At 71.3% G+C, this 13,716-nt stretch carries 14 protein-coding genes; 6 read left to right on the plus strand and 8 right to left on the minus strand.

Translation table 11 applies throughout. The annotated features are described in order from the left end of the window. The first annotated feature begins 78 nt into the window (after positions 1-78). A complete protein-coding gene (locus tag OG390_RS20500) occupies positions 79-714 on the plus strand; it encodes an HAD family hydrolase (RefSeq protein WP_406169887.1) in 636 nt (211 codons plus the stop codon). A 79-nt stretch (positions 715-793) separates the two neighbouring features. Here the strand turns inward: OG390_RS20500 and OG390_RS20505 are convergent, their stop codons facing one another. Genes OG390_RS20505 through OG390_RS20530 form a run of 6 tightly spaced genes read right to left on the minus strand, consistent with a single transcriptional unit; the run spans position 794 to position 6,301 of the window. Beyond that, positions 794-1,324 (minus strand): CbrC family protein, encoded by a 531-nt coding sequence (locus OG390_RS20505; RefSeq protein ID WP_406169889.1) that lies wholly within the window; start codon positions 1,322-1,324, stop codon positions 794-796. Positions 1,325-1,364: 40 nt separating this feature from the next. Beyond that, positions 1,365-2,312 (minus strand): hypothetical protein, encoded by a 948-nt coding sequence (locus tag OG390_RS20510; protein WP_406169890.1) that lies wholly within the window; start codon positions 2,310-2,312, stop codon positions 1,365-1,367. After that, on the minus strand, positions 2,309-3,868 hold the full coding sequence (locus OG390_RS20515; protein ID WP_406169892.1) for a protein phosphatase 2C domain-containing protein: 1,560 nt from the start codon (positions 3,866-3,868) through the stop codon (positions 2,309-2,311). Before OG390_RS20515 ends, OG390_RS20510 begins: the two co-directional genes overlap by 4 nt. Before the next feature lie 43 nt (positions 3,869-3,911). Continuing rightward, positions 3,912-4,580, minus strand: a complete 669-nt coding sequence (locus OG390_RS20520) for a vWA domain-containing protein (protein WP_406169894.1) — start codon at positions 4,578-4,580, stop codon at positions 3,912-3,914. 21 nt (positions 4,581-4,601) lie between these two features. Next, positions 4,602-5,081, minus strand: a complete 480-nt coding sequence (locus OG390_RS20525) for a hypothetical protein (RefSeq protein ID WP_406169895.1) — start codon at positions 5,079-5,081, stop codon at positions 4,602-4,604. Then, positions 5,078-6,301: a hypothetical protein gene (locus OG390_RS20530; protein ID WP_406169897.1), complete on the minus strand. Its 1,224-nt coding sequence runs from the start codon at positions 6,299-6,301 to the stop codon at positions 5,078-5,080. Before OG390_RS20530 ends, OG390_RS20525 begins: the two co-directional genes overlap by 4 nt. 233 nt (positions 6,302-6,534) lie before the next feature. On the opposite strand from OG390_RS20530, the gene OG390_RS20535 reads away from it, so the two are divergent. After that, positions 6,535-7,200 carry a tellurium resistance protein gene (locus OG390_RS20535; RefSeq protein WP_406169899.1) on the plus strand — a complete coding sequence of 222 codons (666 nt, stop codon included), beginning with the start codon at positions 6,535-6,537 and terminating at the stop codon, positions 7,198-7,200. 88 nt (positions 7,201-7,288) lie between these two features. Here the strand turns inward: OG390_RS20535 and OG390_RS20540 are convergent, their stop codons facing one another. Further along, complete coding sequence (locus OG390_RS20540; RefSeq protein WP_406169901.1) at positions 7,289-8,446, minus strand: acyl-CoA dehydrogenase; 1,158 nt, start codon at positions 8,444-8,446, stop codon at positions 7,289-7,291. Positions 8,447-8,718: 272 nt separating this feature from the next. Here OG390_RS20540 and OG390_RS20545 point away from each other — a divergent pair, with 272 nt between their 5' ends. From OG390_RS20545 to OG390_RS20560, 4 genes are all read left to right on the plus strand, one after another. Continuing rightward, complete coding sequence (locus tag OG390_RS20545) at positions 8,719-10,062, plus strand: UDP-glucose dehydrogenase family protein (protein WP_406169903.1); 1,344 nt, start codon at positions 8,719-8,721, stop codon at positions 10,060-10,062. A 323-nt stretch (positions 10,063-10,385) separates the two neighbouring features. Further along, on the plus strand, positions 10,386-11,576 hold the full coding sequence (locus OG390_RS20550; protein ID WP_406169904.1) for an AI-2E family transporter: 1,191 nt from the start codon (positions 10,386-10,388) through the stop codon (positions 11,574-11,576). Between the two features lie 80 nt (positions 11,577-11,656). Continuing rightward, positions 11,657-12,214, plus strand: a complete 558-nt coding sequence (locus OG390_RS20555; protein WP_399087100.1) for a hypothetical protein — start codon at positions 11,657-11,659, stop codon at positions 12,212-12,214. A 31-nt stretch (positions 12,215-12,245) separates the two neighbouring features. Beyond that, positions 12,246-12,890, plus strand: a complete 645-nt coding sequence (locus OG390_RS20560; protein ID WP_406169906.1) for a hypothetical protein — start codon at positions 12,246-12,248, stop codon at positions 12,888-12,890. A gap of 241 nt (positions 12,891-13,131) precedes the next feature. Here the strand turns inward: OG390_RS20560 and OG390_RS20565 are convergent, their stop codons facing one another. Then, complete coding sequence (locus OG390_RS20565; protein WP_406169908.1) at positions 13,132-13,638, minus strand: CGNR zinc finger domain-containing protein; 507 nt, start codon at positions 13,636-13,638, stop codon at positions 13,132-13,134. Positions 13,639-13,716 lie beyond the last annotated feature (78 nt).

Here is a 13,716-nt window from a genome sequence, read left to right on the forward strand (position 1 = left end):
CCGATACTCCGATCGGTGAGCCCCGATCGGTGAGCCCCGGCCGGTGACCGGGCGCGGGCGGGTGTCAGGGTGTTCCCCATGACGCCCTCCCCGCACCCGGCATCCGGCAGACCGACCTTCGCCGCGGTGCTCTGCGACATCGACAACGTGATCCGGATCTACGACCCGGCCCCCGTGACCGCGCTGGAACGCACCGCCGGACTGGCCGAGGGCACCGTCATGAAGGTGGCCTTCGCGCCGGACACGGTGCTGCCGCTGCTGGTCGGCCGGATCACGCCGACCCAATGGGCGTGGTCGGTCGCGCGCGGACTGACCGGGCTCGTCCCCGAGGTCACGGCCTTCGAGCTGGCCAACGCCCTTGTCGACTCCCCCTTTCACGCCGACGAAACGGTCGTGGCCCTGCTGCGCGGGGCCCGCGCGCAGCACGTCCGCCTGATCCTCGTCTCCAACGCGTCCGTCCAACTGGAGGCGGACCTGGAGGTGTTGGGGCTGACGGACCTCGCCGACGACGTCGTCAGCAGCGCGCGGGTCAACATCGCCAAGCCCGACCCGCGCATCTTCGAGATCGCCGTCGAACGGGCCGGTGTCCCCGCCGAACGGTGCCTGTTCGTGGACGACACCCTGGAGAACGTGGAGGCGGCGGCCGCACTCGGCATGCAAGCGGTCCACTTCCGCGAACCGGAGGACCTGCGGCGCGCGCTGGGCGGCCGGTGACCACGTCCGGCAAGGCACCGGCGGGCCACGGCGGCGACGTCACGGGTGCCGGTCCCGACGTCGAGGGGCGTCGGTTCCGTCAGGTGAAGTCCGCGTAGGCGAGGTGTCGTTCACAATGGCGGCAGCGGAAGAGATAGGCCGTCGGCTGGCCCTCGGCGTTCAGGGCGGCGAGGAAGGCCTCCGTGCCACCGAGTGACCCGAGGTCCTCTCGCAGGGTCTCCATCGCGTCCGGGTAGGGCTCCAGTTCGGGGACGCCCGCGCGGCCGAGGAACAGCGCGGCGTCACCGCAGTGGGTCAGCCAGCGTTCCTGTTGCCAGGCGGAGAAGCCGGGCGTGCGCTGTGCCACGGCGCGCACGACGTCCATCGGCACCTGGCCGTCCACCTCAGTGAAGAAGGCTTCGTACCGCTCGGCGGCGCTGCCGTCCGCGATGCACCACGGGCAGAGTTCGTGGCCGATGTCCGCCACCGCGTACACGGGACCGGCGTAGACGTATCCGCGTCGGCGTCCGCAGCTCAGGCACTCGGTGTCCGAGGGGACCACCGAGCCGGTGGCCAGGGGGTCCGGGTGGTACGGGAAGGACGGCAGGTCCGCTGTCGTGGGATCGGTCATGGGGTCAGCCTGCCTCGGGCGCGCCGCTGCGGTCCGTGGATCAGTCACGGAGGCTGATCCGTCCCCGGCTGCGCGGGCCGTCGAACTTGGTGCGGTCCACAGCCGGTTTCGGCGCCGGTTCGGCGGCGATGAGTTTGATCGTGTCCCGGCCGGCCAACGCCGTACGCCACTGTGCCAGGTGCGGCCTGCTGCCCCGCGGACCGGCCGCCTGTTCCCACAGCGCCGTGACCGCGTTCTCCCGTCTGTCGTCGAGGACGCCGGACAGCGGCCGCAGGGGCTTGCCGGGGGCCACGTAGGCGTCCTGGCTCAGGACGCGCCCCACGACCAGGGCCACTTTGTAGCGATCGCTGTCCACGGTGACCGCGCCCGGCGCTGCCAGCGGATCGTGCCAGTCCGGGGTGTCCGCCTGCTCCAGGACCGGCGGTCGCCCCACCAGACGCACCCCGTCGCAGTCCAGGAGGTAGGGAGCGGGCCCAGGTCGCGCGGCCCACAGCACGTTCGCCTGCGACACGTCCCCGACGACCAGTCCCAGCGCGTGCAGCCACTGGAAGAGTTCGACGGCGGCGACCGCCAGCGCGTACCGCTCGGCCGGAGACGGCTGCGGAACGGCATGCCAGGCCGCTTTGGGGGCCCGGAGCAGATACGACAGCTCGGTCAGCCGTGCTTCGCCGCGCGACGTCCGCCAGGTCATGGAGTCCGGGGCGCGATACATGAGGAAGCCGGTCACCCGCCCGCCGTTCACGACCCGGCACAGCGGCCACGCTGCCTCCCGGTCCAGACGGTCCCGGTCGGCGGGGGCGAGACCCTGACGGAGCGTCACAAGGGCCGCGAGTTCCGCGCCGTCGACCTTCTGCGGCTCGCGGTAGCTCTTGTACAGCAGTCGACCCGGGCCGTCGACGTCGTACACCTCGCCCTGACCGCCGTCGCCGACGCGGGTCCCGAGGGTGAGCGAGCCGAGCGGTACGTCGGCGCCGTCGCTCGGGCTCATGGCATGGCCTCCCAGAGGACGACCGCGGTGCGGTCGTCGTCGTACGACTTCACCCGGTACTGCAGCTGCCAGAGGAAGTCGGCCGGAGCGGGAACGGCACCGGTGCCCCATGCGGAACGCAGGAAGTCCCGCATCCCGGCGTCCCCCGCCAGCGGCGTGGACAGACCGTCCGTGCACAGGACCAGTACGTCGCCGGGGAGAGCCGGGCCGAGGAGCGAGACACGGGCCCGGTGGCTGTGCGGCAGCGCCGCCGTGCGGGTGTCGATCATCCCGTCGCCGCCATGCTCGGGATCCGTCAGGGACACGTCCCACTCGGCGTCGCGCAGCCGGGCGGTGCCACCGTCGCCGACGGCCAGGAATCCGCGGGTGCGGACCTCCGGGTCGAGGGGCACGAGCAGGGCGCGCAGCGTGGTGGCGTATGCGGCGGGGTCGTCGCCCCGCTCCTGCGCGTGGTGGGCCAGGAGCGTCGCGACGCGCCCCACCTCGGCGTCCACCGACGCGGCGAACCGGCTGGGGTCGCCCTCGCGCAGCGCCTCGGCGAGCTCCGCGGAGGCGCTGTCCAGCTGCATCGCGGCGAGCCGGCAGGCCTGCTGCGAGCCGACGTGCGAACGGGCCGCCGAACCCACGCCGTCCGCCACCATGAGCAGCAGCAGCTCGTCCGGGCCGGGCGCGCCGAGGCGGACCACGGCCAGGGAGTCCTGGCGCGGCTCGCTCTGATAGCGGTGCGAGTCGCCGCGTACGGAGGCCGCCCGCACCGTCAGGGCGCCGTAGCCGGCACCGTCCACCACCATGTCGGGAATCAGCGCCGCCGTCGGGTCGCGCCGGACTGCCGGGACGCCGCGGGGTTCGGGCGGATACAGCGGCGGCTTCGGGCCGGAGTACGGCGGGACGCCCAGGGCCGGGACCAGGTCCGGGGCCACGACCGGGACCGGGGCCTCGACCGGGGCTTCCTGGAGCACGGGGGGCTCCTCGGGGGCGCCGGGCGGCGGAGTCTGTGGCCCGGCCGGCGTCGGGAGGACCTCGGGGTGCGGTGGTACGGGGACGACGTACGGGATCGCCGACAGATCCGGCTCGTACGAGATCGCGGGCGGGGTCGGCTCGTACGAGATCACCGGCGGGGTCGGCTCGTACGGCACCGCTGGCTGTATCGGCTCGTACGAGGTCGCGGGCTGTGTCGGCTCGTACGAGATCACCGGCGGGGTCGGCTCGTACGAGATCACCGGCGGGGTCGGCTCGTACGGCACCGCTGGCTGTATCGGCTCGTACGAGATCACCGGCGGGGTCGGCTCGTACGGCGTCGCCAGCGGTGCCGGTGGCGGTGTCGGCGGTGCCGGTGGCGGTGTCGGCGGTGCCGGTGGCGGTGCCGGTGGCGGTGTCGGCTCCGGCCCGGAGGCGGGCGCGGTCGGCTCCGGCCCGGAGGCGGGCGCGGTCGGCTCCGGCCCGGAAGCGGGCGCGGTCGGCTCCGGGGGCTCGGCGAAGAACTGCCCGACGCTCTGCCACGTCGCGTCCAGCGGATCGGGCTGCCGCGGGTCGGCAGGGGACGGTCCGGCGTTCATGTGCTCGGCGCTCCTGCCCTGTTCCTGGCCCATCGGCACGACCTCACAGCTTGTCGAGGGAGACGGTGGAGAACCCGGGCACGGTGTCGTCCATGGCCAGGGTGAATCCGTTGCCGCCGTCCGCCGCGATGCTCCCCGCGGAGCGGACGATCGACCGGGTGAGGCTGGACGCGAATTCGCGGAGCGCCTGGGCCGGTGACACCGAGGAGTCCTTCTGCATGAACGCCCGGAAGTTGGCGACCTGCGCGATCGTGCTCTCCTGCGCCTCGCCTATGCCGAAGGCGATGATCTTCGGGCAGAACCGGGACTGGGTGAGTTCCTTGTACGCCTGCTCCCAGTCCGGTTCGTCGGTGGGAATGCCGTCGGACAGGAAGAAGACCACCGGGCGGTACACCTCGTGGCCCTCCGCCTTGAGCGCGGCCACATCCGCTTCGACGCAGCGCAGCAGCGTGCGGAACGCGTCGCCGTACGAGGTGAGCCCGCCGGCGGCCAGCGCGGGTACCGAGTCGATGTCGCTGAGGTCGACGAGCGGTTGCAGCACGGTGGCGCTGTCGGAGAAGCCGATGAGACAAAAACGCGTCTTGTCGGCGACGGTCGGGTTGGTACTGATCTCGTGGTGCAGGTCCGGTAGCGCGCCGTTGATGGCGTCGATCGGCTCACCGATCATCGACCCGGACTCGTCGCAGAGCAGGTAGAAGGGCAGGATCTGCACGGTGTCGTACCTCCGTGTGACTCAGTACGTGTAGAAGTAGATCTCGATGTCGGCGTGGCCCGAGGAGGCGCCGCCCTTCCAGAAGTCGCGTGTGGTGGCGCCGTGGAACATGTCCGGACGCGCCTTCTCCAGCAGGGAGTTGACCTCGTGGGCATAGCGGCCTCCGGCACCCGGGTCGGTGTGGCGTCCGAAGGTCAGCACGAAGGCGGCCTGCCGCCCCTTGTAGCGTGCCGTCGCCTTGCGCAGGCCGCGCACGATCGCCTCCCTGTCCCCGGCCCGCGCGTCGAGGGCCACCTTGACCGGTGTGCGGACAACGGCCCGCGGGCCTGTGTGCTGGGGCTTCTTGTGCTGCGCCGAGGCCGAGGGGGAGGGCGAGGAGCCGGGCCTCTCCGCGGCCTGCGGGTCTCCCTGGTCGCCCATGGCCACCAGCGCGAGGACGAGCAGCATGTCCGCGAACAGCCACCCCGCCAGGTGCAGTGGCTGGAGCCTGCGGCCCTTCATCGAACCTCGGTCAGGGACGCCTCGGGCAGCTGCGGTGTCTCCCGTTCGTCGGCCGCCCGATCCGGCCGGTCGGCCGCGTCGGCCACCGGTCGCACCCGCTCCACCGGGTCCACCCGCAGTGCGTCGGCGAGCCGCGAGAACTCCTCGGCCGCCGCGCGCAACGCCCCTGTCTGGGCGCTCAGTTCACGGACCGCCTGCTGGGACCCCTCGACCGCGCGGGCCGTGTCCTCCACCACGTCGCCGAGCTTGCCGAGCAGCTGGACGGACACATCCGAGGCCACCTCGATGCCCGTGGTGTAGGCGCGCTGGGACGCGGCCAGCACGGTGACCGAGTCCTCGACGCGGTCACCGGCGCCCTCCACGGCGAGCCGTACCTCACCGCTGGCGTCACGGACGTCGTCGAGCGCCTTGCGGACCTGCGCTCCGCCGTCGCTGACCGCGGCCTCGATGCGGCCCGCCGCCACCTCCAGCGGCTTGATGGACGTGTCCACCCCGGCCAGCCGGCGCTCGGCGGCCTCCACCGCCCCGCCGACGACCGAGGCGGCCGTGGTCAGGTCCTTCTGGACCCGGACGGCCTTGTTGCCCAGCCGGTTGAGGGTCGTGGCGGCCCCGGTGAGCTCGGCGGCGAAGCGCTGGGGAGAGCTGAGCCGCTGCTGGTTCAGCACCAGTTGAGCGCGGGTCAGCGCCGGTACGAGCACCGCCATCAGTTCCTCGGCGGTGCGCTCGGCCTCCTCTTCCCTGCGCGTGACGGCGGACCGTCGCAGCCCGTGCACGAGGACCAGGGTGAACAGCACCGCGATGGCGACGGTGGCGCTCATCGCCACGTGACCGAAGGTGAACGCGCCGGTGAGATGCCCCTCGAAGCCGGACTGCCACAGTTGCAGGAAGGGCCGGCCGGCAGCCTTCGGATCCGCGCCGGTCAGCGCTCCGTACGCGCTCGACGCCCGGGTCAGGCCGTACCAGGTGAGCATCAGCGGTACGAAGACCAGTGCGCCGAGCACCGCTTCGGCATAGGACCAGGCCTTGTGCTCCGCGCCCTGGTCCCTGGTCGCCCGGAGACTCTCCGGACGAGCGTAGGCGGCGAGCAGATCGAGTTCGGACCACGGTTCGAGCGCGCCGGCGTCCTGGTCCCGGAGCGCGTCCGCGAGGGCGGTCAGCTCTTCCTTCCGGGTCCCGAGCGCCGGCCGATCCGCCAGATCGTTGATGCTCTGAGCGACCATATGACGGTCCAACAGGGCGCCTGTCGGCATGCCCACCCCCACAACACGACGGACGCGGGGGTGTGTTGACGACACCCTTGGATCCCCACCCGTAGCAAGTGCCCCCGTGCCCCCGCCGGTTCACACGCACCAGACGTGAGACCGAAGGCACAGAGAGTACTCCAGAATCGCCGCACCGCGCATAAACTCCCGGCACCCGCCGCTCTCCCGAACGGCAGTGCAAGGGGGCGCAGTTGAGCAACGACAATCGTCCGCGCGGCACCATCCGCCTGAAGCCCACGGCCGGCCCGGAGCGCGCTGCCGCCCGCGAGATGCGGCCGCCGTCCGCGCACTCGGACACCGTGCTGACCAGGACGGTGCCGCAGGCCAGCATCGCGGGGCGCGGCGTTCTTCAGGTGAACCTCAACTGGTCGGCGGCGACCGAGGCCGACCTCGACCTCGGCTGCCTGGTCGCCTGCGCGGACGGCTCGGGCGTGGCCGTGCAGCCCTTGGGCAATGCCTTCGGTTCACTGTCGCAGTGGCCGTATGTGGAGCTCGACCAGGACGACCGCACCGGGGCCTTGTCCGACGGGGAGACGCTCCGGGTCAACCTGGACCGGCGCGAGCACTTCCGGCAGCTGCTCTTCTACGTCTATGTGTACGAGGGTGCGGTGGATTTCCGGCGTCTGGGCGCCACGGCCACGGTCACCGCTCCGGCCGGCGGCTTCCGCATCGCCCTGGACGACTCCCCCGACGGTGCCACGGGCTGCGCCATCGCGCTGGCGTCGCCCGGGCCGGGCGGGCTCACGGTCCGCCGCGAGGTCCGCTGGTACACCGGCACGCGACGCAGTTCGGTCCAGGAGCTGATGGACCGCGCGTACGGTTTCGGCTTCCCGTGGGTGTGGGGGACGAAGGACTGATCCGCCCCGTCGTCTCGTTGCCACGGGACGGACAAGGGAAAGGAGCACTCCGGAGAGTGCCCCTCAAGTGCCTTGCCTGCGTGGTGCGTTACGGGAGGTTGCGGGCCATCACTATGCGCTGAACTTGGTTCGTGCCCTCATAAATCTGGGTGATCTTGGCGTCGCGCATCATGCGCTCGACCGGGTAGTCGCGGGTGTAGCCGTAGCCGCCGAGGAGCTGGACCGCGTCCGTCGTGACCTCCATGGCCACGTCCGAGGCGAAGCACTTGGCCGCCGCGCCCTGGAAGGTGAGGTCGGCGTCGCCGCGCTCGGACTTGGCAGCCGCCGCGTACGTCAGCTGGCGGGCGGCCTCGATCTTCATCGCCATGTCGGCGAGCATGAACTGGATGCCCTGGAAGTCGGCGATCGGCTTGCCGAACTGCTTGCGCTCCTGGACGTAGCCCTTGGCGTAGTCGAGGGCGCCCTGCGCGATGCCCAGCGCCTGGGCGGCGATCGTGATGCGGGTGTGGTCCAGGGTCTTCATCGCGGTGGCGAAGCCCGTGCCCTCCTCGCCGATCATGCGGTCCGCGGGGATGCGGACGTTGTCCAGGTAGACCTCGCGCGTGGGGCTGCCCTTGATGCCGAGCTTCTTCTCCGGGGCACCGAAGGAGACACCCTCGTCCGACTTCTCCACGACGAAGGCCGAGATGCCCTTCGAGCGCTTCGTCGGGTCCGTCACGGCCATGACCGTGTAGTACTCGGACACGCCCGCGTTGGTGATCCAGCGCTTCACGCCGTTCAGGACGTAGGAGTCGCCGTCGCGGACCGCCTTCGTCTTCATGCCCGCCGCGTCGGAGCCCGCGTCCGGCTCGGAGAGGCAGTACGAGAACATCCCCTCACCCTTGGCCAGGGGCGTCATGTACTTCTTCTTCAGGTCCTCGGAGCCCGAGAGGATCACGGGGAGCGAGCCCAGCTTGTTCACCGCGGGAATCAGGGAGGAGGACGCGCAGACCCGCGCCACCTCCTCGATCACGATCACCGTGGCCAGTGCGTCGGCGCCCGCGCCGCCGTAGGTCTCCGGTACGTGCACCGCGTGCAGGTCGGAGGAGACCAGGGCGTCCAGGGCCTCCTGGGGGAAACGGGCTTCCTCGTCCACCGCTGCGGCGTACGGCGCGATTTTCGCCTCGGCCAGCGAACGGATCGCGTCCCGGAGCATGTCGTGCTCCTCGGACGGGCGGTACAGGTCGAAATCAGCCGATCCGGCCAAGGTCTCTCACGCTCCAAGGATGCTGTGATGGTGGCGCTAACTACCGTTAAGTAACCCAAATTTTAGGGGCCCGCCCACCCGAGTGATACGTGAGCTTGGCGACAAAGGGAAAAGCACCGGAAAGACACGGCGAGATCTGTCCGGTGAGGTCGCCCCGCAGGCCCCGACTATGCTCGGGCACCGCACCCACGGCCCGTAAGCCCACCCGTCACCCGACCACCACCCCTCAACGACGGCGCTGACGCGCCGACACCTGATTATCTGGAGCACCCATGGCCCTCAAGATCACCGTGATCGGAACCGGCTATCTCGGCGCCACGCACGCCGCCGCCATGGCCAAGCTCGGTTTCGAGGTGCTGGGGCTCGACGTCGTCCCCGAAAAGATCGAGATGCTCCAGCGGGGCGAAGTCCCGATGTACGAGCCCGGGCTCGAGGAGCTGCTGCGCAAACATGTGGCGGGGATCGAGGGGTCCACCGGGCGGCTTCGGTTCACCATGGACTGGGCCGAGGTCGGGGAATTCGGCGACGTCCACTTCGTCTGCGTGAATACGCCGCAGAAGCACGGCGAGTACGCCTGTGACATGTCGTACGTCGATTCGGCCTTCGAGTCGCTCGCGCCGCATCTGACCGGGCCCGCCCTCGTCGTCGGCAAGTCCACCGTGCCCGTCGGCTCGGCGGACCGGCTGGCCAGGACGCTCGTCGAGCTCTCGCCCGCCGGAGAGGACGCCGAGCTCGCCTGGAACCCGGAGTTCCTGCGCGAGGGCTTCGCCGTGAACGACACGCTGCACCCCGACCGGATCGTCGTGGGCGTGCGCAGCGAACGCGCCGAGAAGCTGCTGCGCGAGGTGTACACGACACCGGTCGCCGAGGGCTCGCCGTTCGTGGTGACCGACTTCCCGACCGCCGAGCTGGTGAAGACCTCCGCGAACTCCTTCCTCGCCACCAAGATCTCCTTCATCAACGCCATGGCCGAGGTGTGCGAGGCCGCCGGCGGCGATGTCGCCAAGCTCGCCGAGGCCATCGGGCACGACGAGCGGATCGGGAAGAAGTTCCTGCGTGCCGGGATCGGGTTCGGTGGCGGGTGTCTGCCCAAGGACATCCGTGCCTTCATGGCCCGCGCCGGTGAGCTCGGTGCCGACCAGGCGCTCACCTTCCTGCGCGAGATCGACTCCATCAACATGCGGCGCCGCGGCCAGATGGTGGAGATGGCCCGCGAGGCGCTCGGCGGCGGCTCCTTCCTCGGCAAGCGGGTCGCCGTGCTCGGCGCGACCTTCAAGCCGGACTCGGACGACGTACGGGACTCGCCTGCGCTGAACGTCGCCGGACAGATCCACCTCCAGGGCGGCCAGGTCACCGTCTACGACCCGAAGGGCATGGCGAACGCGCGGCGCCTGTTCCCGACGCTCGGGTACGCCGACTCCGCCGTCGAGGCCGTGCGTGGCGCCGACGTCGTCCTGCACCTGACCGAGTGGCGCGAGTTCCGTGAGCTGGACCCGGAGTTGCTCGGCGAGGCGGCCTCGGTCCGGGTGCTCCTGGACGGACGCAACGCCCTCGACCCGGAGGTGTGGCGCCGGGCCGGGTGGACCTACCGGGCGATGGGGCGACCCACCGCGTAGCCGGCCACACCCCGCGGCCCCGCCGCCGATCGGCGTCCCGTCACCGATCGGCCGACTCCAGGGGGCCGGATGGCGTACGGCCGGCATCCCCGGCTCGCCCGACTCCTCCTGCCGCCCCACGCTGTCCCTGACGCCCCTTGTGTTCGAAGGTGCCCCTTCGGGAACGCGTAGCAACGCGTAGCAGCGCGATCCCGCCGACGGGAGGCGGTGACACACAGGTGAGCGACGGATCGCGTCGTTCGCGCCCACGGCCGGACTCGCCCGGCGCGGGTCCCGGCACGGACGCCGGCGCGAACCCCGGCTCCGGTCGCGGCGGACGACGGATGCGGTTCACCGTGCTGGGGAGCCGGCCCGCCCGCGGGGTAGGGGCGGTGGCACAGGCCCGTACGGCCGGGGCGGCGATGCGGCGCGCCCGGGACCGCGACAGCGCGGCCACGACCGTGGGCCACGGGCTGCGGGTGGCCGCGGCCCACGCATGGCGGCTGCTCGTGCTCGGCGCGGCCGTGTACGCGGGCTTCACCATCCTCGGGCGGCTGCAACTGGTCGCAGTGGCGCTGTTCCTCGCACTGGTGGTGACCTCGGTGCTGCGTCCGCTGGCCAATCTGCTGGCACGGTGGCTGCCGAGGCCCGCGGCGGTCGCGGTGAGCGTCGTGGGGAGCCTGGTGGTGGTGCTGGGGCTGCTGGCGCTGGTCGGAAGTCTGGTGGCGGGAGAATCGGGCAAGCTGGGAGAGGAGTTCTCCGGGGGCATCGGGCGGATCGAACGATGGCTGGAGGGCTCCCCCTTCCACCTGAGCCATGCGGTGGTGTCGGATCTCCAGGGCAAGCTGGCCAAGTACATCTCGGAGCACCGTTCCCTCCTGATCAGCTCCGCGCTCAGCGGCGCCGGGCGGCTGGTGGAAGTGCTCACCACCGGGGTGCTCGCGCTGTTCTGCTCCCTGTTCTTCATTCATTCCGGGGACCAGTTCTGGCACTGGTTCCAGGAGTTGCTGCCGGAGGGCGCGCGGGACCCGTGGGCGCGCACGGGACGGGCGGCGTGGCGCACCTTCGCCGGGTACACGCGGGGCATCATCATCGTGGCGGCCACCAATGCCGTACTGGTCGGGACCGCCCTGTTCGCGCTGCGCGTGCCGCTGGCCCTGCCGCTGACGCTGCTGGAGTTCTTCCTCGCCTTCATCCCGCTGGTGGGGTCGCCCATCGCGCTGGCCGTGGCCACGGTCGTCGCCCTGGCCTCACGGGGGCCGGTCATCGCCCTCGCGGTGCTCGCCCTGATCGTCGTCATCGGTCAGCTCGAAGGACACGTGCTGCACCCGCTGGTGCTGAGCTGGGCGGTCCGGCTGCACCCCGTGGTGGTGGCCGTCTCCGTCATCGCCGGCGGCATCCTGGCCGGCGTGATCGGCGCGGTCGTGGCCGTCCCGATGGTGTCGGTCGCCTGGTCCGTGATCGGCGAGCTGCGCGCCGCACCCGAGCCTGACGAGCCCGGGCGGTCGCCGGGGCGAGGGCGTACTCCCCTTTGATTATTTCGTTTTAGTCGAAAAGTCGGGGGAATTCGGCATAAATAGGGGCGCATTCTGCCCCCGTGAGGAGGTTCCGCCCGATGTCAACAGGGACACTTCTGGCAATCATCATTCCCATCGTGGTGGTGATCGCCCTGGCCGCCGTGGCGGCTGCGCTGTTCGTGCGCCGCCGGAAGCTGCGGGAGCGCTTCGGCCCGGAGTACGAGCGGACGGTGGAGGACGCCGACAGCCGCATGGCCGGCGAACGCGAACTCAGGGCCCGCGAGAAGCGGCACGACTCGCTGGACATCAAGCCGCTGGACAGCAGCGTCAGGGATCGGTACGCCCGGGACTGGACCAGCGTGCAGGAGGACTTCGTGGACCACCCGGAGGGCGCCGTGCACGACGCGGACCGTCTGGTGACCTCTCTGATGGACGAACGCGGCTATCCGACCCAGCACTTCGAGCAGCAGCTCAAGGACCTCTCGGTCGAGCACGGCCGCACCCTGGAGCACTACCGGGCCGCTCATGAGGTGGACGAACTGAGCGTGCGACACCAGGCGACCACAGAGCAACTGCGGGGCGCCATGGTGCACTACCGCGCCCTCTTCGAAGAACTGCTCTCCAATGGAGGCCGAGCCCGCCACGCCCGGGCCTGATCGGCTCGGCGACCGCAGGAACGGAGAAGAGATGCAACGTCACGACATACCGGACGCCGCCACCGGGAGCGGCCTGTCCACGGACGACATTGCCCAGCCCCGTGACCGGAGGACGGCCGACACGGACGACACGGCGAGCACGCGGTCCGAAGTGCCGACCTTCCCGGGCGAAGGCACGACCTTGGCGGGCGAATCCGCCGAACGCGAGGACGTGAAAGCCGAGTCCGGCCCCCCGGCCGAGGACGTGGAAGCGGACTCCCGCCCGGCGGCCGAGGACACGAAGGCCGACTCCGGCCCCTCGCCCGAGGCCACGGCCGACAGCTCCGACGCCCGGGACGAGGCCACGGCCGACAGCTCCGGCGCCCGGGACGAGGCCCGCGGCTCGGACGCGGGGGCCGAGGACGAGATTCCCCAACTCCTCAGCGCGGAGGACGAGGAAGGGTTCCGCGCCCGCTGGCAGGAGGTGCAGAGCAAGTTCGTCGACGATCCGCGCGACGCCGTGAACACCGCCGACGCCCTGGTCGCGGACGTGATGCAGAGGCTCGCCGCCACTTTCGCCGATCACAAACAGGAACTGGAGGGACAGTGGAATCGGGGCGAGCAGGCGGACACCGAGGACCTGCGCCTGGCACTGCGCCACTACCGCTCGTTCTTCAATCGCCTGCTGGTCACGTGACGCGAACCGTCTGCTGGTCACGTGACGTGGCGCCGCGACGCGCACGCACGACTCCGGTCAGGCCGCGGCTCGGTCGGCCGGACACCCACACGCACGACGCCGGTCCGGCCGAGGCTCAGTCGGCCGGACACCCACACGCACGACGCCGGTCCGGCCGAGGCTCAGTCGGCCGGACCGGCGCCCCTTGCATTCTGCCCCACTTCGCTGTGCGTCGAGCGGTTGGCGCCCGACTCCCGCTGTCCTACGACTCCTTGGCGCGGTACCGCCGCATCTTCGCGCGCGCGCCGCACACCGCCATCGAGCACCAGCGGCCCCGGCCGGCCGGGCTGCGGTCGTAGTACGCCCAATGGCACTCGGGCAATTCGCAGGCCTTGAGGCGGAGCCAGGTGCCCGCCGTGAGCGCCTCCGCCACGGCCGCCGCGACGCGGGAGAGCAGCGGGCCCGCGTCGGCCGGGGCGAGGGCCGCCGAGCCGTCCCGCTCGTCGACCGCCACATACAGCGGCGCGCGTGCAAGCAACTCGCCCAGGGGCGTCACCTCGCGGTGCGGGGCGTGACCGGCGTGCGCCAGACACACGGCCCGCAGGGACTCGCGCAGCTCTCGTACCTCGGCCACGTCCCGCTCCGCGACGCCCAACGCGGCACGCCCCTCGACCGTGTCCAGCGTGTCGGCGCCCGACTCCAGGTCCACGGTGTTCACCAGGGCCTCCACCAGGGCCAGCCCCCCGGGTGCGGGCGATCTCTCACTCATGCTTGCGACGTTACCTCCAATGCGGGAACATGCAGTAACACTTGTTACCGCTTGAGGCGGTCTACAGGTAACAGACGG

The sequence above is a fragment of the Streptomyces sp. NBC_00996 genome, from assembly GCF_045162675.1.
Lineage (GTDB): Bacteria > Actinomycetota > Actinomycetes > Streptomycetales > Streptomycetaceae > Streptomyces.